General features: G+C 70.5%; 19 protein-coding genes. 10 read left to right on the top strand and 9 right to left on the bottom strand.

All coding sequences use genetic code 11. The features are described from left to right. Positions 1-88 precede the first annotated feature (88 nt). Both LZ604_RS02440 and LZ604_RS02435 read left to right on the top strand, forming a co-directional pair. The gene (locus LZ604_RS02440) at positions 89-1,549 is read left to right on the top strand and encodes an aldehyde dehydrogenase family protein (protein ID WP_234512088.1); all 1,461 of its coding nucleotides are present in this window, start codon (positions 89-91) and stop codon (positions 1,547-1,549) included. A gap of 117 nt (positions 1,550-1,666) precedes the next feature. Further along, the gene (locus LZ604_RS02435) at positions 1,667-2,215 is read left to right on the top strand and encodes a DinB family protein (RefSeq protein ID WP_234512085.1); all 549 of its coding nucleotides are present in this window, start codon (positions 1,667-1,669) and stop codon (positions 2,213-2,215) included. A 30-nt stretch (positions 2,216-2,245) separates the two neighbouring features. Here the strand turns inward: LZ604_RS02435 and gad are convergent, their stop codons facing one another. Together gad and LZ604_RS36185 are read right to left on the bottom strand one after the other, a co-directional pair. Further along, positions 2,246-3,658: a glutamate decarboxylase gene (gad, locus tag LZ604_RS02430; RefSeq protein WP_234512082.1), complete on the bottom strand. Its 1,413-nt coding sequence runs from the start codon at positions 3,656-3,658 to the stop codon at positions 2,246-2,248. A gap of 127 nt (positions 3,659-3,785) precedes the next feature. Then, positions 3,786-4,397, bottom strand: coding sequence for a voltage-gated chloride channel family protein (locus tag LZ604_RS36185; protein ID WP_372482077.1), 612 nt, complete (start codon positions 4,395-4,397; stop codon positions 3,786-3,788). Positions 4,398-5,265: 868 nt separating this feature from the next. Here LZ604_RS36185 and LZ604_RS02420 point away from each other — a divergent pair. Together LZ604_RS02420 and LZ604_RS02415 are read left to right on the top strand one after the other, a co-directional pair. Beyond that, the gene (locus LZ604_RS02420) at positions 5,266-6,027 is read left to right on the top strand and encodes a MerR family transcriptional regulator (RefSeq protein WP_234512080.1); all 762 of its coding nucleotides are present in this window, start codon (positions 5,266-5,268) and stop codon (positions 6,025-6,027) included. 236 nt (positions 6,028-6,263) lie between these two features. Continuing rightward, positions 6,264-7,376: a DedA family protein gene (locus tag LZ604_RS02415; protein WP_234512078.1), complete on the top strand. Its 1,113-nt coding sequence runs from the start codon at positions 6,264-6,266 to the stop codon at positions 7,374-7,376. A gap of 10 nt (positions 7,377-7,386) precedes the next feature. Here the strand turns inward: LZ604_RS02415 and LZ604_RS02410 are convergent, their stop codons facing one another. Next, positions 7,387-9,150 carry a threonine/serine exporter family protein gene (locus LZ604_RS02410; protein ID WP_234512075.1) on the bottom strand — a complete coding sequence of 588 codons (1,764 nt, stop codon included), beginning with the start codon at positions 9,148-9,150 and terminating at the stop codon, positions 7,387-7,389. 130 nt (positions 9,151-9,280) lie between these two features. Further along, complete coding sequence (locus tag LZ604_RS02405; RefSeq protein ID WP_234512613.1) at positions 9,281-9,772, bottom strand: inorganic diphosphatase; 492 nt, start codon at positions 9,770-9,772, stop codon at positions 9,281-9,283. Between the two features lie 79 nt (positions 9,773-9,851). On the opposite strand from LZ604_RS02405, the gene dacB reads away from it, so the two are divergent. The 6 genes from dacB (at position 9,852) to folE (ending at position 17,712) form a co-directional block, all read left to right on the top strand. After that, positions 9,852-11,510 (top strand): D-alanyl-D-alanine carboxypeptidase/D-alanyl-D-alanine endopeptidase, encoded by a 1,659-nt coding sequence (dacB, locus tag LZ604_RS02400; RefSeq protein ID WP_234512073.1) that lies wholly within the window; start codon positions 9,852-9,854, stop codon positions 11,508-11,510. Between the two features lie 60 nt (positions 11,511-11,570). Continuing rightward, complete coding sequence (locus tag LZ604_RS02395) at positions 11,571-12,704, top strand: Rv3626c family coenzyme F420 biosynthesis-associated protein (RefSeq protein ID WP_234512071.1); 1,134 nt, start codon at positions 11,571-11,573, stop codon at positions 12,702-12,704. 193 nt (positions 12,705-12,897) lie between these two features. Next, the gene (gene tilS, locus LZ604_RS02390; RefSeq protein WP_234512069.1) at positions 12,898-13,929 is read left to right on the top strand and encodes a tRNA lysidine(34) synthetase TilS; all 1,032 of its coding nucleotides are present in this window, start codon (positions 12,898-12,900) and stop codon (positions 13,927-13,929) included. Between the two features lie 227 nt (positions 13,930-14,156). Further along, positions 14,157-14,717 (top strand): hypoxanthine phosphoribosyltransferase, encoded by a 561-nt coding sequence (gene hpt, locus LZ604_RS02385; RefSeq protein WP_055523757.1) that lies wholly within the window; start codon positions 14,157-14,159, stop codon positions 14,715-14,717. Positions 14,718-14,938: 221 nt separating this feature from the next. Continuing rightward, entirely contained in the window at positions 14,939-16,963 is a 2,025-nt protein-coding gene (gene ftsH, locus LZ604_RS02380; RefSeq protein ID WP_234512611.1) for an ATP-dependent zinc metalloprotease FtsH, read from the top strand. Positions 16,964-17,106: 143 nt separating this feature from the next. Further along, on the top strand, positions 17,107-17,712 hold the full coding sequence (gene folE / locus LZ604_RS02375; RefSeq protein WP_234512066.1) for a GTP cyclohydrolase I FolE: 606 nt from the start codon (positions 17,107-17,109) through the stop codon (positions 17,710-17,712). A gap of 32 nt (positions 17,713-17,744) precedes the next feature. Here folE and LZ604_RS02370 read toward each other — a convergent pair whose 3' ends face one another. From LZ604_RS02370 to folP, 5 genes are all read right to left on the bottom strand, one after another. Continuing rightward, on the bottom strand, positions 17,745-18,230 hold the full coding sequence (locus tag LZ604_RS02370; RefSeq protein ID WP_234512064.1) for a DUF3180 domain-containing protein: 486 nt from the start codon (positions 18,228-18,230) through the stop codon (positions 17,745-17,747). A gap of 78 nt (positions 18,231-18,308) precedes the next feature. Next, positions 18,309-18,920: a 2-amino-4-hydroxy-6-hydroxymethyldihydropteridine diphosphokinase gene (gene folK / locus LZ604_RS02365; RefSeq protein WP_234512062.1), complete on the bottom strand. Its 612-nt coding sequence runs from the start codon at positions 18,918-18,920 to the stop codon at positions 18,309-18,311. Continuing rightward, positions 18,917-19,276: a dihydroneopterin aldolase gene (gene folB / locus LZ604_RS02360; RefSeq protein WP_234512060.1), complete on the bottom strand. Its 360-nt coding sequence runs from the start codon at positions 19,274-19,276 to the stop codon at positions 18,917-18,919. The genes folK and folB overlap by 4 nt, the downstream gene beginning before the upstream one ends. A gap of 260 nt (positions 19,277-19,536) precedes the next feature. Then, the gene (locus LZ604_RS02355) at positions 19,537-20,040 is read right to left on the bottom strand and encodes a nuclear transport factor 2 family protein (protein WP_234512058.1); all 504 of its coding nucleotides are present in this window, start codon (positions 20,038-20,040) and stop codon (positions 19,537-19,539) included. Then, on the bottom strand, positions 20,037-20,975 hold the full coding sequence (folP, locus tag LZ604_RS02350; protein ID WP_234512055.1) for a dihydropteroate synthase: 939 nt from the start codon (positions 20,973-20,975) through the stop codon (positions 20,037-20,039). Before folP ends, LZ604_RS02355 begins: the two co-directional genes overlap by 4 nt. Between the last annotated feature and the right edge of the window lie 13 nt (positions 20,976-20,988).

The following is a 20,988-nucleotide window of genomic DNA, read 5'->3' as shown; positions in this document are numbered from 1 at the left end:
ACAAGTACGATGACGTGGGATCAGGCCGTGACGCGATCGCGTGTGGGTGAACGGTGTCTGCTTCGGCTGCAAGGGATTGAGGGATCACATGTCGTCCTACTTCACCGATCTGGCTCAGCAGTACATCGGTGGTGAGTGGCGCCCGGGCACAGGCTCCTGGGACATCATCGACTTCGATCCGTACGACGGCGAGAAGCTGGCGTCGATCACGATAGCCACGGTGGACGAGGTGGACGCGGCCTACAAGGCCGCCGCGACTGCCCAGAGGCAGTGGGCGGCCACCAACCCCTACTCCCGCCGCGCGGTGTTCGAGAAGGCCCTCAGACTCATCGAGGACCGCGAGGCGGAGATCACCGAAGTGATCATCGCCGAACTGGGCGGCACCCGGCTGAAGGCCGCCTTCGAACTGCACCTCGCCAAGGAGTTCCTGCGCGAGTCGATCCAGCTGGCGCTGCGCCCCGAGGGCAAGATCCTCCCGTCTCCCATCGACGGCAAGGAGAACCGCCTCTACCGTGTGCCCGTCGGCGTGGTCGGCGTCATCAGCCCGTTCAACTTCCCCTTCCTGCTGTCGATCAAGTCCGTCGCCCCGGCGCTCGCCCTCGGCAACGGTGTGGTCCTCAAGCCGCACCAGAACACGCCGATCGCCGGCGGCTCCCTGGTCGCGAAGATCTTCGAGGAGGCGGGGCTGCCGGGCGGTCTGCTGAACGTCGTGATCACGGACATAGCGGAGATCGGTGACGCCTTCCTCGAGCACCCGATCCCCAAGGTCATCTCCTTCACCGGCTCCGACAAGGTCGGCCGGCACGTCGCCACCGTCTGCGCGTCGCTTTTCAAGCGCTCCATCCTCGAACTCGGCGGCAACAGCGCCCTGGTGGTCCTTGACGACGCGGATGTCGACTACGCGGTCGACGCCGCCGTCTTCAGCCGCTATGTCCACCAGGGCCAGGTCTGCATGGCCGCCAACCGCGTCCTGGTGGACCGCTCGATCCAGGCCGAGTTCACCGACAAGTTCGTCGCCAAGGTGAAGTCCCTGAAGGCGGGCGACCCGCGCGACCCGGAGACCGTCGTCGGCCCGGTCATCAACGCCTCTCAGGCGGACGCGATCTCGGGCGCGGTGGAGCAGGCCATCGCGGAGGGCGCGACGGCGCTGGTGCACGGCACCACCACCGACAACCTGGTGCAGCCGACCGTGCTGACCGACCTCCCCGCCGACTCCTCGATCCTCCGGCAGGAGATCTTCGGCCCGGTCGCCCTCCTCATCCCCTTCGAGGGCGAGGAGGAGGCCGTCCGCATCGTCAACGACACCCCGTACGGCCTCAGCGGCGCCGTCCACACCGCCGACATCGAGCGCGGCGTGGCCTTTGCCAAGCAGATCGACACGGGCATGTTCCATGTGAACGACGGCACGGTCCACGACGAGCCGCTCGTCCCCTTCGGCGGCGAGAAGCACTCGGGCGTCGGCCGGCTGAACGGCGAGACCACGGTCGAGGCCTTCACCACGCAGAAGTGGATCTCGGTGCAGCACGGGCGGAGCGCGTTCCCGTTCTGAGTTTCCCCGATGACGTGGCCGCGGGCCTTGCGGACAGAAGCTGACCGCAAGGGTCCGTAGCGTCATCGGTGTCAGGCAGAGGGCGATCTCGCCAGAACCGAGGAAAGGCGGCCGGTCATGGTCACGCACGTACGCGCGGAGGAGCGGGGCGACGAGCGCGGAGCACTGCTCTCCTTCCTGGAGGAACAACGGGGCGGTATCCGCCGGGCCCTGCTCGGGCTGACGGAGGAGCAGGCGCGGTCCCGTCCCAGCGCGAGCCAACTCTCCCTGGGCGGGCTGCTCAAGCACGTCGCCGAGACCGAGCAGGGCTGGATCGCCCGGGCCCAACAGGAGCCGCCGGCGGTCCGGCGGACCGAGGCGAACTGGCACGAGTGCTTCGAGCTCCTGGGCGACGAGACGGTCGAGGCGCAGCTCGCGTACTGGGAGAAGGTCGCCGCCGAGACGGAGGCGTTCATCCGCTCCGTGCCGAGTCTCGACGACACCTTCCCGCTGCCCAACGACCCCTGGTTCCCCCCGGACGAGCGTGTCTCGATGCGGTGGCTCATGCTCCACCTGATCCGTGAGACGGCCCGGCACGCGGGCCACGCCGACATCATCCGGGAGTCGCTGGACGGGAAGACCGCCTTCGAGCTGGTGGCCATGGAACGGGGCACTCCCTCGGACTGACCTGCCGGGCGGCCGGCACGCCCGGCGGTGTCAGTGGTGGAAACTTGTGGCGGCCGCCTTGTCGTGGGTCAGTGGGTACGGCTGCCGCCGCAGCTTGGGCAACAGCCGGCTCAGATCCTCGATGAACAGGTCGGACAGGTCCGTGGAAAAGCCGTTGCGGCACACGATCCGCAGCACGGACAGGTCCTCGCGGTTGGCCGGGAAGGTGTACGCGGGCACCAGCCAGCCGGACTCACGCAGCCGCCGCGAGACGTCGAAGACGTCGTATGCCGTCACCTCCGGCACGGTGGTGAACGCGAAGACCGGCAACTCCTCGCCCCGGCTGAGGAGTCTGAAGTCGCCCAGCGCCTCCACCCGGTCGGCGAGGCTCCGCGCCACGTTCCGCGTCGTCTGCTGGACCGCTCTGTAGCCCTCCCGGCCCAGCCGCAGGAAGGTGTAGTACTGCGCAACCACCTGTGCCCCGGGGCGGGAGAAGTTGAGCGCGAAGGTCGGCATGTCGCCGCCCAAATAGTTGACGCGGAAGACCAGCTCCTCCGGAAGGGCCTCCGTCTCGCGCCACAGGACCCAGCCCACGCCCGGGTAGACCAGCCCGTACTTGTGACCGGAGGTGTTGATCGACGCGACCCGCGGCAGACGGAAGTCCCACACCAGGTCCTGGTCGATGAAGGGCGCGATCATCGCCCCGGAGGCGCCGTCCACATGCACGGGGATGTCCAGGCCCGTACGGTCCTGAAGGTCGTCCAGGGCCGCACACAGGTCGGCGATCGGTTCGTACGACCCGTCGAACGTGGAGCCGAGGATGCCGACCACCCCGATCGTGTTCTCGTCGCACAGATCGGCGGCGGCCTGCGGGTCCAGGTGGAACCGGTCGCCCTCCATGGGCACCTGACGCGCCTCGACCTCCCAGTAGGCGCAGAACTTCTCCCAGCAGACCTGGACGTTCACCCCCATCACCAGGTTGGGGCGGGCGTCTCGGGAGGGATAGCGGTCCGCGTTGCGCTGGGCCCAGCGGCGCTTGAGGGCCATCCCGGCGAGCATGCACGCCTCGCTGGAACCGGTCGTCGAACAGCCCACGGTGGAATGCGGGTCCGGCGCGTTCCACAGTCGGGCGAGCATGGCCACACAGCGGCGCTCCAGCTCGGCCGTGCGGGGATACTCGTCCTTGTCGATCATGTTCTTGTCGAGACACTCGGTCATCAGCGTTCCGGCCTGGGGTTCCATCCAGGTGGTGACGAAGGTGGCCAGATTCAGCCGTGAGTTGCCGTCCAGCATGAGTTCGTCGTGCACGAGCTGGTAGGCGGTCGCGGGCAGCATCGGTCCCGCGGGCATCCTTTCCTTGGGCGGTGCCTCGGTCATCTCGGCGACCGGGTTCGCCTCTCCGTAGAAGGGGTTCATCGACCTGGGGTGCTCCTCGGGTTTCCCCGGGCCCGTGTGCAGCGGCATGGTGTCCTGTCTCCCGTCGTTTCGTGTGCCGGTGTGTGCGCCGTCACTCGTTCATCGGACCGGCGGGGCCCGCCGGTTCACCGGCTCCCGGTGCTTCACCCGTGCGTATGAATCCCGCCCCGTCGGTTCACTTGCCTCCCGGCCGCCTCATCGGCGAAGCGTCGCCCCGTCCGTGCATCGGCTCCCGGTCCGTCTGCTCATCGGCCCTCGGCCCGTCTGCTCTTCGGCTCTCGCCCCGGTCCGTACAGCGGATCAGCGGCTCGCGGTCCCGTCGGCGAATGGCGGTCCCGTCTCGGCGGATCGCGGTCACGTCCTCCTGGAGCCGCATCTGCAGGCGGCCCGTGAACAGCAGCCAGGCCGGCGGGGACGCCGTGCAGAGCTGGTCCGGGACTGTTGGGGAGGGCGCCGGCACCGTGGCCGTGAACAGGCTCACCCAGCCATACCGGGTGACGGCGAGCAGCAGTCCGAGCACCCCCGCGGCCACGCAGACCGACGGATGCACGGCGGGGACCAGCGCGTGGGCGCACAGCCCGAGCGCGGCGCCGATGGACACGGACGGGAAGACGCGACCGCCGTGGAACCCGCAGGACGCCGCGACCAGGCCTGGGGGCGGGGCACGTGCTGGGGGCGTGCCCCCAGCGGCGGGTCGGTCGCGGGGCCGGCCGAGCGCGGGCAGACCCGGGTCGAAGGCGGGCCGGGTCACCAGCGTGGCGGTCAGCGCACCCGCGGCGGCCGCCACCAGCGGCCCGAAGACGTTGTCCCACAGCGGGCCCCTGAGCGGCCGCCCCGCCAGCGCCTCGGAGAGCAGCAGCGCCGGCGCGAAGGGCGTTGTGAACAGCGCGCCGATGGTCGCAGCCGCGCCGGCGCCGTCCAGGCGTCCCCGGCGGCCGGGGCATGGCCTTGCGGCCCAGCCAGAACGTTTGCGTGGCGCTGGTCTCCAGGATCGGGTTCTCCGGGCCGGGACCGGGACCGCCAGCGACCTCAGGCCGGCCGCCGGCAGCGGCCCCGGGAGGACGGAGAGCGGCAGCGGGGGCGTGGCGGCCGGTCTCAGGGTCGCCGGGTCGGGACCCGCGTGCCCCGTTGCCCGTTGCCTTCCAGACGACCAGACCCGCCAGGACGCCTGTCACGATGAGGACGACCGTGATCCAGAACACGGAGTAGCGGGCCACACCCACCGCGTCGGGCCGTTTCCCCCACAGGACGTGCTCGAGCCGCGCGGCGAGCCCGCTCACGGGGAGGTGGAGAAGACTGGCCCCGATGCCGACGACGAGCGCCGGGAGGACCGGCGGCAGCAGCCCCCGCGCGGGAGTCGCCGGAGCGGCGGGTGCCTGCTCCGCGGTGTCCTGGGCCACGGGATCACGGGTTCATCGGGTTCATCGGGTTCATCGGATTCAACGGGTTCACGGGTCACGGGTTCATTGGGCTCACGGGCTCACCATATGCGGGCAAAGAAGGCATAGCGGCCCTGGCGTGCGGGGGTTCCGGGCGTTCCGGCGCGCGGGGGGTTCCGGCGGACCGAGGGGCGCGCCGTGCATCCGAGGAATGCGACTTGCACCTCACGCGGCGTGAGGCGTGAGTCTGACGTGCGTACCCAGAAGGGAGCGGAAGTGAGTTACTCGGTCGGCCAGGTGGCCGGTTTCGCCGGTGTGACCGTGCGCACGCTGCACCACTACGACGAGATCGGCCTGCTCGTGCCCGGTGAGCGCACCCACGCCGGTCACCGGCGTTACGGTGACGCCGACCTCGACCGGCTGCAGCAGATCCTGTTCTACCGGGAACTGGGCTTTCCGCTCGAGGAGGTCGCCGCCCTGCTCGACGACCCGGACGCGGACCCGCGCGAGCATCTACGCCGCCAGCACGAGTTGCTGACCGCCCGGATCGAGAGGCTGCAGAAGATGGCGGCGGCCGTGGAACACGCCATGGAGGCACGCACGATGGGCATCAACCTCACGCCCGAGGAGAGGTTCGAAGTCTTCGGGGACAAGGACCCGGAGCAGTACGCGGAGGAGGCCGAGCGCCGCTGGGGCGGCACGGACGAGTACGCCGAGTCGCAACGGCGGACCGCCCGGTACACCAAGGACGACTGGAACCGCATCCAGGCCGAGACGGCCGCCTGGGGAGAGCGCTACGGCGCTCTGATGGCCGCGGGCGAGCCCCCGGCCGGGGAGCGGGCCATGGATCTGGCCGAGGAACACCGGCAGCACATCTGCACATGGTTCTACGAGTGCTCGTACGACCTTCACCGCTGTCTGGGCGAGATGTACGTCTCCGACGAGCGTTTCAAGGCCCATTACGACGCCATGCGGCCGGGTCTCGCCGAGCACCTCAGGGGCGCGATCGCGGCGAACGCGGACCGCCACGACGGGTGAGCCCGGGGGCGGCACGAGCAGGCGGGTGAGAGGCGCTCTTCATGGGAGGCGCCCCTCACCCGTGGCCCGGGCCCCGGCCCACGGCTCCGGCCCGGTCCACGCACCGTGCATCCTGGAGACACCGGTGGAACCCGGTGGGGACATCGCGCGTTGATAGCTTTGTCCGGCCATCGCCGTAGTGCCGGCCGCCCGCCAGGACGCCGCACCTGCCCTCACCCCCTCAGGAGCCCGGAACCGTGATGACGCTTGCCCTCGGCCCGAGCTGGCTGGATCCGAACCACCTCCTGAACACCTTCGGGATCTGGGGCCTGCTCCTCGTCGTCTTCGCCGAGTCCGGACTGCTCATCGGCTTCTTCCTGCCGGGCGACTCGCTGCTGTTCACCTGCGGTCTGCTGATCACTTCGCACCAGATGCACTTCCCCCTGGCGGGAGCCATCGCGCTGATCTGCGTCGCCGCGATCCTGGGCGACCAGGTGGGTTACATGTTCGGCAAGAAGGTCGGCCCCTCGCTCTTCAACCGCCCGGACTCCCGCCTCTTCAAGCAGGAGAACGTCACCAAGGCCCACGAGTTCTTCGAGAAGTACGGTCCGAAGTCCCTGGTGCTGGCCCGCTTCGTGCCCGTGGTCCGCACCTTCACGCCGATCATCGCCGGCGTCAGCGGCATGAAGTATCGCTCGTTCCTGATCTTCAACGTCATCGGCGGCGTCTTGTGGGGCGCGGGTGTCACCCTGCTCGGCTCCTGGCTGGGCAACGTCCCCTTCGTCAAGAACAACATCGAGGCGATCCTCATCCTGATCGTTCTCGTCTCGGTGGTCCCGATCGCCATCGAGTTCCTGCGGGCACGCTCCAAGGCCAGGAAGGCACCGGCCGACGCGCCTGCCCCGCAGCAGCCGCCCTTCGGCCCGCAGCCGCCCTTCGGTCAGCAGCCCCCGGTCATGGACGACGCGACGACCCGGCTGCGCGCCGTGCCGCCGGCCCACCAGGACCGGGCCCATGCGCACTCCCTGCCGAACCAGGCGTACGGTCACCCGAACCAGGCGTACGGCGGCCAGAACCAGGCGTACGGCGATCAGAACCAGGCGTACGGCGACCAGAACCAGGCATACGGCGACCAGAGCCACGGCGGTCAGGGACAGCAGCCGTACGGCACGAACCAGGGCGGCTACGACGAGCACTACGGCCGCACCCAGCAGCCCTACGCCCAGCAGTACCCCCAGGGCTACCAGCAGCCGCACCCCCAGCAGCAGCCGTACGGCTCCGGCCAGGGATACGCGCAGCCCCATCCGCAGGCGCAGCCGCAGCACCCGCAGCAGCCCCATCCCTACGGCCAGGGCTACCCGCAGGACTGATCCGGGCGCGTCAGAACCCGCGCGTCCGCTTGGCCGCGCGGCGCCCCTCGGCGGAAGCGCCCGGAATCCGCAGGAACAGCCGGGAGATCTCCGACCCGAGGTTCACGCCGATGGCGATGGCCATGGCGAGGGAGGCGGCCTTGGCCAGTGACACCAAGCCCTTGTCGACGTTGTTCTGGGCGATCGACAGCAGCCCGAAGTAGGTCGCCGAACCGGGCAGCAGGGGCCCGATGGCGGCGGTGGTGTACGGCAGCGCGGACGCGAACCGGTAGCGCGACAGCAACTGCCCGAACAGACCCACCAGACCGGCCGCGACGGCCGTGGAGGCGACCGGTGAGATGTGTCCCGGGTAGTGCATGGCGCCGTACACGACCCAGGCGACGCCCCCGTTGAGGGTCACCCAGAGCACGGTGGACCGTTCCTGCTGGAGCAGCACGGCGAAGGTCAGGGACAGCAGCATCGACGCGATGATCTGCACCACCGGCCGCTGGGAGGGGTTCAGGGCCGCGTCCGGGTCCAGCTGGGTGCCCAGCTTCACGCCGAAGTACAGGACCACCAGGACGCCCATGACGATGCCGACGAAGAAGTACATGACCTCCAGCAGGCGCGCCGACGCGGTGATGTAGAAGCCGGTGAGCCCGTCCTGCACGCCCGCCACCAGGGCACGCCCGGGCAGCAGGGCGAACAGCCCACCGGTGACCACCGCCGACGCGTTCACGTCCACATGGGTCACCGTGAGCGCGACACCGATCGCGGCCGGGGGCATCGCGGCCACCGTGAACTGGTAGAACTCCGGCAGCCCGCGCCCGGCGCAGAGCCACGCCAGCCGGTCACCGAGCATCGCGCCGAGCGCGGCGGCGACGAAGACCAGGAGGTCACCGCCGACGAGGATGGAGGCCGCACCGGCGAGCAGTCCGCTCGCCCCGGTCAGTGCCCAGCCGGGATAGGGGTGCCGGTTGCGGCGTATCTCGGCGAGCCTGCGGTAGGCCTCCTCCAGGGAGATCGCCGTCTCCGGGTCGCTGAGGTCGTCCACGAGCCGGAAGACGGCGGCCAGGCGGGTGTAGTCCGTGCCGCGGCGGCGTACCGTCCGCGAGGCCGAGACGGGGTCGTCCACCAGGGACGGCTGGTACGAGACCGACAGCAGCGTGAAGGTGACGGTCGGCTCACAGCGGTCCAGCCCGTACGACCGGCAGACCGCGAACATCGCGGCCTCCACGTCCTCGGCGCCCTCGCCGCCCGCCAGCAGCAGTTCGCCGATGCGGAGGGTCAGGTCGAGCACGCGCGGTACGGCGGGGCCCGTCTCCCCGGTCTTCTGCACGGGTTCCGGCGCGGGCCGCTCGGCGACCGGCATGCGCAGCATCGTGCGCATACGATCCTGCCAGGGAGCCTCCTTGGTCAGCCGGACCGCGGGGATGCCGGACGGCGGGGTGAAGGCGGGCGGGGCGTCCCGGACGCTGTAGGTGCTCGGCGGGCTGAACGCCGAGCCCTCCGGCTCCGCCGTGGGCGGCTGCGGGACCTCGAGCCCGTCCGGGACGGAGAACTCGGACGTCGTCTCGGACTCCGTACCGGCGGCCGGCACCTCCAGGCCCTCCGGAATGGCGAACTCCGACGTCGTCGAGGAATCGGCCGTGCCCGCCGCAGGCAGCTCGAGCCCCAGGGGAATGGTGAACTCGGAGGTGATCGCGCAGTCTTCGTCGCCCTGTCCCGGGGGCGCGAACGCGCTCCTCGCCTCGTCCGACCGCGGCTTGCGGTCCTCCGCGTCCGGCTCCGTCACCTGCTTCCCTCTTGCCTCTCGTATGTCTGCGTCCGGCACGTACCTCCGATACGCCTCAGTATGCGCACCGGTACGCGAACGGGCCGCGTCACCCCGTGGGGATCACGCGGCCCGCCGGTCGACAGCAGGGTCAGTGGCCGCCGTGCTCCTTGAAGCGCTTGTAGGAACGCTCGATCTCGGCCTCCGCGTCCGAACGGCCCACCCAGTTGGCACCCTCGACGGACTTGCCGGGCTCCAGGTCCTTGTAGACCTCGAAGAAGTGCTGGATCTCCAGGCGGTCGAACTCGGAGACGTGGTGGATGTCCCGCAGGTGCTCCACGCGCGGGTCGGACGCCGGCACGCACAGCAGCTTGTCGTCGCCGCCGGCCTCGTCCGTCATCCGGAACATGCCGATGGCACGGCACTTGATGAGGCAGCCCGGGAAGGTCGGCTCCTCAAGGATGACCAGCGCGTCCAGCGGGTCGCCGTCCTCGCCGAGGGTGTTCTCGACGAAGCCGTAGTCGGCCGGGTAGCTGGTCGAGGTGAAAAGTCGACGGTCCAGGCGAATACGACCGGTCTCGTGGTCCACCTCGTACTTGTTCCGCGAACCCTTCGGGATCTCGATCGTGACGTCGAACTCCACCGGTGGCTCCTCCATGATCAGCACATAGTTCTGGTGGTTAAGTGTCCCTCACGCAGGTGTGTGATCGCGAAAGGGGCTGGTGGTCGTGCCGGAGCTGAGGGCCTGGCGGGCCGCGAGACCGCGTCTGGCGCGGGTTGCGCAGGCCGTGAAGCCGCGCCTTGCTCGTATGGCCCCGGCCGTACGATCCCGCGCGCGGCGGGTCGCCGAGGCCGTGAGACCACGCGTGGCAGGGCTCACCGGAGCGGTGAAGCCGCACGTCACACGGGTCGCGCAGCTCGCGCGCCCGCGCGCCGGGGGGCTCACCACCCCGCAGCTGGCGGCCGTGGCCGCCGTCTTGGGCCTGGCGCTCGCGGCAGGGGCCGCGACCGCCGCCGGTCCCTGGGACTCCTCCGGTCAGCGTACGGCCGAGCGTGACCGGGCCGCAGCGTGGGGCCAGGAGGGTGGCACAGATCACGGGCGTGGCGCCGGCGCGGCGGCGGAAGCACCGGCGCCCGCGCCGAGCGCCGCGCCCGTGCTGGCGGGTGTCGGCGGCGTCACGACGACCAAGTCGGCGCCGGTGGTACGGACCCTGGCCGCCACCCTCGACAAGCTCCTCGAGGACGCCTCCCTCGGTTCCCGGCGCACCGCCTCCGTCGTCGACGTCGCGACCGGCAGGCGCCTGTACGGCAAGAGCGCGGACGACGCGCTGACCCCCGCCTCCACCACCAAGATCGCCACCGCTGTGGCCGTGCTCTCCGCGGTCGGCACCGACCACCGTTTCACCACCCGCACGGTGCTCGAGCCCGGCACCGGCAGGCTCGTCCTGGTCGGAGGGGGCGACCCCACGCTGACGGCCCACGCACGGGCCGACGGCTGGGCGAGCCTGCGCACGCTCGCCGACAGCACCGCCGCCGCCCTGAAGAAGCGCCGTCTGACCTCGGTGACGCTCGCGTACGACGCCTCCCTGTTCACGGGCGACCCGCTGCACCCGATCGGGGTCAACCCCAACCTCGCCCCGGTCACCGCGCTGATGGCCGACGAGGGTCGCGGGGACGACTCCACCAGCGGGCCGGCGGACCGCAGCACGGACCCGGCGGCGGACGCGGCCCGCACGTTCGGCGGACTGCTGAGCGACCGTGGCATCAAGACCTCGGCCCCCGACGCCCCCGCGACCAAGGCCACACCGCACGCCGAGACCCTCGCCTCCGTCCAGTCACCGCCGCTGTCCGCGGTGGTCGAGCGGATGCTCACCAACAGCGACAACGACATCGCCGAGGCCCTCGCCCGCCAGACCGCCCTGGCCACCGGCGGCCGGCCGAGCTTCGACGGGGGCGCGGCCGCGATCGGCGCCCAGCTGAAGAGGCTCGGACTCCCGCTCGCCGGCGCACGGTTCCACGACGGCAGCGGGCTGAACCGCGACGACAGGCTCAGCGCCAACCTGCTGACAGCCCTGCTGGCCGCCGCCGGCTCCCCGTCCCACCCCGAACTCCGCCCTGTCCTCACGGGGCTGCCGGTGGCCGGCTTCACGGGCACCCTCAGCGACCGCTACGAGGACGCGGCCGAACGCTCGGGCATCGGCCTGGTGCGCGCCAAGACGGGCTCGCTGACCGGCGTCAACACCCTCGCCGGGACGGTGGTCGACGCGGACGGCCGGCTGCTGGCCTTCGCCTTCCTGACGGACGGCTCGATGGACCAGACGACCGCCCGGGCCGCCCTGGACCGCACGGCGGCGGTCCTGGCGGGCTGCGGCTGCCGGTAGCGCACGGCGGGGCACCGCGCTGCCCTGCCCCGAGCGGCGGAGCTCACGTACCGTTGACGCATGACGAGCATCGGTGGTGCCGGATCTCCTGGGATGGTGGACTGGAATCTCGCGGTGGCGACCGCGACCCGGCTCGTGCGGCCGGGCCCCGAGGTGAGCCGCGACGAGGCCCGCGCCATCGTCGCGGAGCTGCGCCGGCACGCGAAGGCCTCGGAGGAACATGTCCGGGGCTTTACTCGTATGGGCGAAGAGGGCGTGCACGACACCCCCGTCCTCGTCGTCGACCGGCCCGGCTGGGTGCGGGCGAACGTCGCCGGATTCCGGGAGATCCTCAAACCCCTCCTCGGCAAGATGGAGCAGCGGCGCGGGAGCACCCCCGGCGGGGTCGTCCTCGGCGCCGTCGGCGGCAAGGTCACCGGCGTGGAGCTGGGCATGCTGCTGTCGTTCCTGTCCTCCCGGGTCCTCGGCCAGTACGAGACCTTCGCCCCGGCCACCCGCGAACTGCCCGCGGGCGAGAACGGCGGCGGCCGTCTCCTGCTGGTCGCGCCGAACATCGTGCACGTGGAGCGGGAACTGGACGTCCAGCCCCACGACTTCCGCCTGTGGGTGTGTCTGCACGAGGAGACCCACCGCACGCAGTTCACCGCGGTGCCCTGGCTGCGGGATCACCTCGAGGGCGAAATCCAGTCCTTCCTGGCGGAGACGGAACTCGATCCCATGACGGTCCTGGAGCGCGTCAGGGAGGCGGTCCAGTCACTCGCCGGAGGCCGCGCGGAGGGCGAGGAGGGCGACGACGGTCACTCGTTCGTGGAACTCGTCCAGACGCCCGCCCAGCGGGAGATCCTCGGTCGGCTGACCGCGGTGATGTCCCTCCTGGAGGGTCACGCGGACTTCGTGATGGACGGCGTGGGCCCGGCTGTCGTCCCGTCCGTCTCCGAGATCCGGGAGAAGTTCCAGCAGCGCCGCGCCCGGGGCGCCTCCCGTCTCGACCTCGCCCTGCGCAAGCTGCTCGGCCTGGACGCCAAGCTCAGGCAATACCGTGACGGCGAGCGCTTCGTGCGGGCGGTCGTCGAGCAGGTCGGCATGGAGGGCTTCAACCGGGTGTGGACCTCCCCCAACACGCTCCCCACCAAGGCGGAGATCGCCAAACCGGCGGACTGGATCGCACGGGTGCACCGGAGGGCGGGGTCGTGAGCCCCCAGTGAGCGGTGTGACACGAATCCGGCCGTCGGCAGGTGAACGCCCCGCCAATCACTCGTCCGAGGGACCGTGAGCCATGGGTAGGCGTGCAATGCTCGGGGAACGGCCCGTTTCTGTCACCATCTACACACTCTGAGTGACCAGCATTCGGGCTCACCCCCCGACAACTTCATGAAGGGAACCGGACATGGGTCCCCATCCTGCGGTCGCGGCGATACGCCTGGCGGTTCGCCGCGTCCTCCACGACATCCTCACCGAGCAGACCACCGAACCGAACAGCGACTTCCCCTCCCACGAGCGTCTCTCCCCGCCGCTCGTGTTCGTCGCATGCTCGGGCGGCGCCGACTCTATGGCGCTCGCCTCCGCGCTCGCCTTCGAGGCCCCCAAGCTCGGCATCCGGGCCGGCGGCATCACGATCGACCACGGCCTCCAGACCGGCTCCGATCAGCGTGCCGACGAGGTCGTCGAACGCCTGAGTGAATTGGGTCTCGATCCGGTCGCCTCCGTCGCGGTGAGCGTCGGCCGCGCCGGAGGCCCCGAAGCCGCCGCCCGTGACGCGCGCTACGCAGCCCTGGACGCCGCCGCCGAGCGCTACGGCGCCACCGCGGTCCTCCTCGGGCACACCCGCGACGACCAGGCCGAAACCGTCCTGCTCGGCCTCGCCCGCGGCTCCGGCATCCGCTCCCTGTCGGGCATGGCCGCGGTCTCGGGGGCCGGCGGCCGCTATCGCCGCCCCTTCCTCCACATCGACCGGCAGACGGCCCGCAAGGCCTGCATGGTCCAGTCGCTGCCCGTCTGGGACGACCCCCACAACGCCGACCCCGCGTACACCCGCTCCCGGCTCCGCCACGAGGGTCTGCCCGCCCTGGAGAAGGCGCTCGGCAAGGGCGTCGTCGAAGCCCTCGCCCGCACGGCCCAGCTCTCCCGCGACGACGCCGACGCCCTCGACGCCTGGGCTGGCCAGGCCGAGACCTCCGTCCGCGACGCCCGCGGCCTCCTGGAGTGCGCGAAGCTCTACGCCCTGCCCCCCGCCGTGCGCCGCAGGATCCTGCGGCGCGCCGCCATCGAGGCGGGCGCTCCGGCCGGTTCTCTCTTCGCCCGCCACATCGAGGAAGTGGACCGTCTGATCACCGGCTGGCGCGGCCAGGGAGCCATCAATCTTCCGGGCAAAGTCGTCGCCCAGCGTCAGGGTGGCAGACTGGTGATTCGGCAAGGCTGAAACGCGCCCCCTTCGGGAGGCGCCCGGTCACCCCTTCCGGAGGGACCGGTCAGCTGCGCGAGCGAGCCGAAGGGCGTGCCGCTGTCGCGAGGGACAGGGACACCGGCCGCGAGGGCTGTAGTCGTTGCGGCTACCCCGCGCGGGTGTCCGCGGACGGGTGACCGTCCGCAGCGGCACAGGCGCCCCGAAGGCGAGCGGCAGTCAAAGCGGCGGGACGACCGAAAGTGATGCGGGTGGACGCGAAAGACATGGGTGCCGACCTCAAGCAGGTGCTCATCACCAAAGAAGAGATCGACGCGAAGCTGGCCGAGCTGGCCGCGAAGATCGACGCGGAGTACGCGGGCAAGGACCTGCTGATCGTCGGTGTCCTCAAGGGTGCGGTGATGGTCATGGCCGACCTCGCCCGGGCCCTGTCCACCCCCGTCACCATGGACTGGATGGCCGTGTCCTCCTACGGCGCGGGCACCCAGTCCTCCGGCGTCGTGCGGATCCTCAAGGACCTCGACACCGACATCAAGGGCAAGCACGTCCTGATCGTCGAGGACATCATCGACTCCGGCCTGACGCTGTCCTGGCTGATCTCCAACCTCGGCTCCCGCGAGCCCGCCTCCCTGAAGGTGTGCACGCTGCTGCGCAAGCCGGAGGCGGCCAAGGTCGCGATCGACGTCGAGTGGGTCGGCTTCGACATCCCGAACGAGTTCGTCGTGGGCTACGGCCTCGACTACGCGGAGAAGTACCGCAACTTGCCGTTCGTCGGTACGCTCGCCCCCCACGTCTACGGCGGCTGAGCCTCAGCGGTCCGGCCGCCGGCGACGGCGGCCGAACCCGAGGTCCGGGCTGTTTCAGGACGTTCGGGAACCCCAGCGGGTCTCGCGCCGTTGGAGCATGCATGGACGGTATTGCCAGCGGTCCCCGCGGCTGCGGGTGACAATCCTGGGGTACCGTCAGAAGAACTGTCTTTATCAAACTCACTATGGCAGGAGGGACGGGGCGGCACCGCTCCGTATGGATGGACGTGAAGCGATACTTCCGTGGGCCGGTCATGTGGATCGTGCTGGCCGTCCTTGCCGTGGTCGTTTTGATGCAGGTCGTCGGCTCTTCCGGCGGCTACAAGACGGTGGACACCGGCCAGGTCGTTGCGGCGATCAATGAAAACAAGGTCCAGCAGGCCAAGCTGACCACCGGCGACGAGCAGATCATCAAGGTCTCGCTCAAGGACGGCGTCAAGGTCGAGGGCAGCTCCAAGATCCAGGCGAGCTACATCGGCAACCAGGGCGTGACCCTGGCCAACACCCTGCAGGACAAGTTCCAGACCAAGCAGATCCCGGACGGCTACACGGTCTCGCCGTCCAAGCAGAACCCGTTCGTCGGGATCCTGCTCTCGCTTCTGCCCTTCGTCCTCATCGTGGTCGTCTTCCTGTTCCTGATGAACCAGATGCAGGGCGGCGGCTCCCGGGTGATGAACTTCGGGAAGTCCAAGGCGAAGCTCATCACCAAGGACACCCCGAAGACGACCTTCGCGGACGTCGCGGGCGCGGACGAGGCCGTCGAGGAACTCCAGGAGATCAAGGAGTTCCTCCAGGAGCCGGCCAAGTTCCAGGCCGTGGGCGCCAAGATCCCCAAGGGTGTGCTCCTCTACGGGCCCCCCGGTACGGGCAAGACGCTGCTGGCGCGTGCCGTCGCCGGCGAGGCGGGCGTCCCCTTCTACTCGATCTCCGGTTCCGACTTCGTCGAGATGTTCGTCGGTGTCGGTGCCTCCCGGGTCCGTGACCTGTTCGAGCAGGCCAAGGCGAACGCCCCGGCGATCGTCTTCGTCGACGAGATCGACGCGGTCGGCCGCCACCGCGGCGCCGGTCTCGGCGGCGGTCACGACGAGCGCGAGCAGACCCTGAACCAGCTGCTCGTCGAGATGGACGGCTTCGACGTGAAGGGCGGCGTGATCCTTATCGCCGCCACGAACCGCCCGGACATCCTCGACCCGGCCCTCCTGCGGCCCGGCCGCTTCGACCGCCAGATCGCGGTCGACCGCCCGGACATGCAGGGCCGTCTGGAGATCCTCAAGGTCCACCAGAAGGGCAAGCCGGTCGCTCCGGACGTCGATCTGTCGGCCGTCGCCCGCCGCACCCCCGGCTTCACCGGTGCCGACCTGTCGAACGTGCTGAACGAGGCGGCCCTGCTCACGGCCCGCAGCGACCGCAAGCTGATCGACAACCAGATGCTGGACGAGGCGATCGACCGCGTGGTCGCGGGACCGCAGAAGCGGACCCGGATCATGTCGGACAAGGAGAAGAAGATCACCGCGTACCACGAGGGCGGCCACGCCCTGGTCGCGGCGGCCTCGCCGAACTCCGACCCGGTCCACAAGATCACGATCCTGTCCCGCGGCCGCGCGCTGGGCTACACGATGGTGCTCCCGGACGAGGACAAGTACTCCACGACCCGCAACGAGATGCTGGACCAGCTGGCCTACATGCTGGGCGGCCGCGCGGCCGAGGAGCTCGTCTTCCACGACCCGACCACGGGTGCCGCGAACGACATCGAGAAGGCCACGGCCACGGCTCGCGCGATGGTCACGCAGTACGGCATGACCGAGCGCCTCGGCGCGATCAAGTTCGGCGGCGACAACACCGAGCCGTTCCTCGGACGTGAGATGGCTCACCAGCGCGACTACTCGGAAGAGGTCGCCGCGCTGGTGGACGAGGAAGTCAAGAAGCTCATCGAGAACGCTCACAACGAGGCCTGGGAGATCCTGGTCGAGAACCGGGACGTCCTGGACAACCTGGTGCTCGCGCTGCTCGAGAAGGAGACGCTGGGCAAGGAGGAGATCGCCGAGATCTTCGCCCCGATCGTCAAGCGCCCGCCGCGGCCCGCCTGGACCGGCTCCTCGCGCCGCACGCCGTCCACCCGCCCGCCGGTGCTCTCCCCCAAGGAGCTGGCCCTGACGAACGGGACGAACGGCGCGACCCCGGCGATCGCGAACGCGACCGAGTCCCTCCCCGCGGAGGCGGCTCCGGAGGACCGCCGGGAGAGCTGAGTCACCGCTCTTCCCAGGGCCCCGCAAGGCCCGGAATTTCTGCCGCGCCCCCCAGGGTTTTAGCCTGGGGGGCGCGGCGTTTTGGAGGCCGCACTTCAGACGCGCGATCCGTGCGCGTCGCAGGCGCAGGAACGAGGCACCAGATGACCGACCCGGTGACGCTGGACGGCGAGGGCACGATCGGCGAGTTCGACGAGAAGCGTGCGGAGAATGCCGTACGGGAGCTGCTCATCGCGGTCGGAGAGGACCCGGACCGGGAAGGTCTGCGCGAGACTCCGGGGCGGGTGGCCCGGGCGTACCGGGAGATATTCGGGGGCCTGTGGCAGAAACCCGAGGACGTTCTGACGACGACCTTCGACCTGGGCCATGACGAGATGGTGCTGGTGAAGGACATCGAGGTGTTCTCGACCTGTGAGCACCATCTCGTGCCGTTCCGCGGGGTCGCGCACGTCGGCTACATCCCGTCGACGAGCGGCAAGATCACGGGCCTGTCGAAGCTGGCCCGGCTCGTGGACGTCTTCGCGCGCCGGCCGCAGGTGCAGGAGCGGCTGACGACGCAGGTCGCCGACTCCCTCATGGAGATCCTCGAGCCGCGCGGTGTGATCGTAGTGATCGAGTGCGAGCACATGTGCATGTCGATGCGCGGCATCCGCAAGCCCGGCGCGAAGACGATCACCTCGGCGGTGCGCGGCCAGCTGCGGGACGCGGCCACGCGCAATGAGGCCATGAGCCTCATCATGGCGCGCTGAGGCAGCGCGTACCGCGGCGCGGCTTCAGGAAGTCAGGCCACCGGTGTCGCGTTGCCGTTGTGTTCGTCGTCCTCCGGGAGGCGGCAGACGCGTTCCAGGAAGAAGGCGGCCGCTATGACGGCGATGCCCGCGAGGACCGAGAAGCCGGCGTAGATGGCCTGGTCGCGCACCGCGGGGATGTCCAGGGACTCCAGCAGGAAGACGCCCGCGCCTCCGTACATGCCGGCGACCAGGGCCGCGACCAGGGCGCTCGCCTGGCCGAAGACGACCGCGCGGGCCGCCATCAGCGGGTCGACGCCCTTCGCGCCCGGGCGGCGCTCCCGCTGGGCCTTGAGCCGGGCGCGGAGGGAGAGCGCCGTGGCCAGCAGGACCACGGCGATCAGGGCGAGGACGATGGGCGCGGCCAAGGGGACCCGGGGGAGGGTGTCCACCGCGTTCCACAGGCGGGCGGCCGCCCAGGACAGTACTCCGGCCACCACGAACACCGCTGCCAGCGTCCTGATGCGCAGCTCTTTCACGATGCCCCTTCGTCAGCCGTCGGTCGCCCGTACACGGTCGTGGAGCCGGGAGTGTCCCGGTCCGGTAGACCTTAACGACTATTCAGGCAGCCGGAGTTCCAGGTCGGGGCGGGGTGTGACACCTTCGCGGGTGACGGCGGCGAGCAGGTCCGCCACCGGCCCGCGGGCGGGGAGCTGGGCCGCCGGGTCCAGGTCGTGCCAGGGCGCGAGGACGAAGGCCCGTTCGTGGGCGCGCGGGTGGGGGAGGGTCAGCACCGGGTCGTCGGAGACGACTTCCGCGTACGTGATGATGTCCACATCCAGGGTGCGCGCGCCCCAGCGCTCGTCCCGCACCCGGTGGAAGGCCTCCTCCACGGCGTGGGCCCGCTCCAGGAGCGAGGAGGGAGGCAGGGTGGTCTTCACCACGACCACCGCATTGAAGTACGCCGGCTGACTGCCCGGGGCCACGCCCCACGGCTCCGTCTCGTACACCGGCGAGACACCCTTGACGCGGACACCCGGGGTGTCCTCCAGGGCGTCGATGGCGCCCTGAAGCGTCTCCAGGCGGTTGCCCAGGTTGGAGCCGAGGGAGATCACGGCCCGTTTCGGGTTCTGCAGGGTCGTGTCGGCGGCGTCCACCCGCTCCACCACGGAGGCGGGCACCGGCTGTACGGTCGGGTCGCTCTGACCCCCGGCGAAGAAGGCGCTCATACTCGGCTCCGGGTGATGGTGACGGTCACGTCGTCGAAGGGGACGGTGATCGGCGCGTCCGGTTTGTGTACACAGACCTCGACCTCGCGGACCGGGGCGTGCTTGAGGCAGCACAGGGCGATGCGCTCGGCGAGCGTCTCGATGAGGTCGACGGGTTCTCCTTGGATCAGGGCCACGACCTCTTCGGCGACGATGCCGTAGTGGACGGTCTTCGACAGGTCGTCGTCGGCCGCGGCCGGCCGGGTGTCCAGACCCAGGACGAGGTCCACGATGAAGGTCTGCCCCTCCTCGCGCTCCCTGGGGAACACGCCGTGGTGCCCGCGGGCTTTGAGGCCGCGCAGCGCGACACGATCCACGCGAATCACTCCTGCAATCGTCGGTGGCGACAGGTGTGCACCGAGTGTGGTCGGTACACCCGCCGCGAACGAATCTACCTGCGGGCACTGACAGCGTTGCCTCCCCCGAGGGCCCTTCGGGGCCGTCGCCGGGGTCTACGTCGGGCCTTTCCCCTGGGGAACAAGGTGGCTTACGGGGCGGTAGCCGCGTCCTACCCGAGAGTAGGTGATTCCCGCCACTCACCGGCCGCCTACCCATTCCTGCGGGCTCTGCCACCCCCTCACGCCGGTGAGTCGTCCTCTTCTTCGTCGGCGGACTCGGTCAGGACGGGGGAGGCGTGGTGGGACCAGAGCTTCCAGCCGTCGGGGGTGCGGCGGAAGAGGTTCGAGGCGACCACCAACTGGCCGACGAGCGGGCCCAGCTCCTCGCCCTCATCCGGGGCCGGTCCGCCGCTGAGGATGTTCTCGGTGCAGGTCACCAGGGCGGTGTCGCCGGTCACCGAGACGTGCACGTCCGTGAGGAAGAACTGGATGTAGTCGGTGTTCGCCATGATCAGGGCGTACGACCGCAGGACCTCGCCGCGGCCGGTCAGGACGGGCCAGCCGGGGTGGACGCAGGAGATCACCCCGGCGTCCGCCGGGTCGTGGTACTCCTCGTCGATGCCCAGGTCGGCGGGCGTCAGCCAGAGCGACGACAGCTCCTCGAAATCACCCCGTTCCATCGCCTCGTAGAAGGCGGTGTTGGCCCGCTCGACCTGTTCGACATCGGTGTGGGCGGTGCTCACCGGGCTCCTTCGGCGGTTCCGGGGCCAGGGCCGGGGTGCGCGCCGCGGGTCGGGGTGCCCGGCGCGGGGCCGGCAGCGCGAGCCGCCTCGACGGCGCGTGCGACGCGTACCGCGTCCGCTGTCGCACGGACCTCGTGCACGCGTACCGCCCAGGCGCCGGCCTGGGCGGCGAGTGCGGAGACGGCCGCCGTGGCGGCGTCGCGCTCGCGGGCGGGCGGGGGCTCGCCCTCGGGCCCGGCCAGGACGCGGCCCAGGAAGCGCTTGCGGGAGGCGGCGACCAGCAGGGGATGGCCCAGAGCGTGCAGCCGGTCGAGGTGGGCGAGCAGAGCCAGGTCGTGCTCCGCCTGCTTGGAGAAGCCGAGGCCGGGGTCGACGACGATCCGGTCGGGGGCGACGCCGCCCTCGAGAACGGCCTGAACGCGCGCGTGGAGCTCGTCGAAGACTTCGGTGACGACGTCCTCGTAGACGCCCTTGACGTTGCCGCCCTCGAGGAAGCCGCGCCAGTGCATGACCACGAAGGGGGCACCGGAGGCCGCGACGACGGGGATCATCGCGGGATCGGCGAGGCCGCCGCTGACGTCGTTCACGAGGGCGGCGCCGGCGGCGAGGGCCTGTTCGGCGACCGAGGCGCGCATGGTGTCGACGGAGACCGCGACGCCCTCGGAGGCGAGACCGCGCACGACGGGGATGACCCGCCTCAGCTCCTCGGTCTCGTCGACACGGGTGGCTCCGGGGCGGGTGGACTCGCCGCCGACGTCGACGAGGTCGGCGCCCTGCGCCACCAGGTCGAGGCCGTGCTTGACGGCGGTGGTGGTGTCGAACCAGCGGCCGCCGTCGGAGAAGGAGTCGGGGGTGACGTTGACGACGCCCATGACCGCGCAGCGGTCCCATGTCGGAAGGCCTGCCACGTGGCCCCGCCCGGTCTTCGTGCTCATACGTTCAGCGTAG

The organism is Streptomyces glomeratus (assembly GCF_021462825.1).
Lineage (GTDB): Bacteria > Actinomycetota > Actinomycetes > Streptomycetales > Streptomycetaceae > Streptomyces > Streptomyces glomeratus.
The sequence above is the reverse complement of the archived record's forward strand: the minus strand, read 5'-3'. Positions and strand labels throughout refer to the sequence as shown.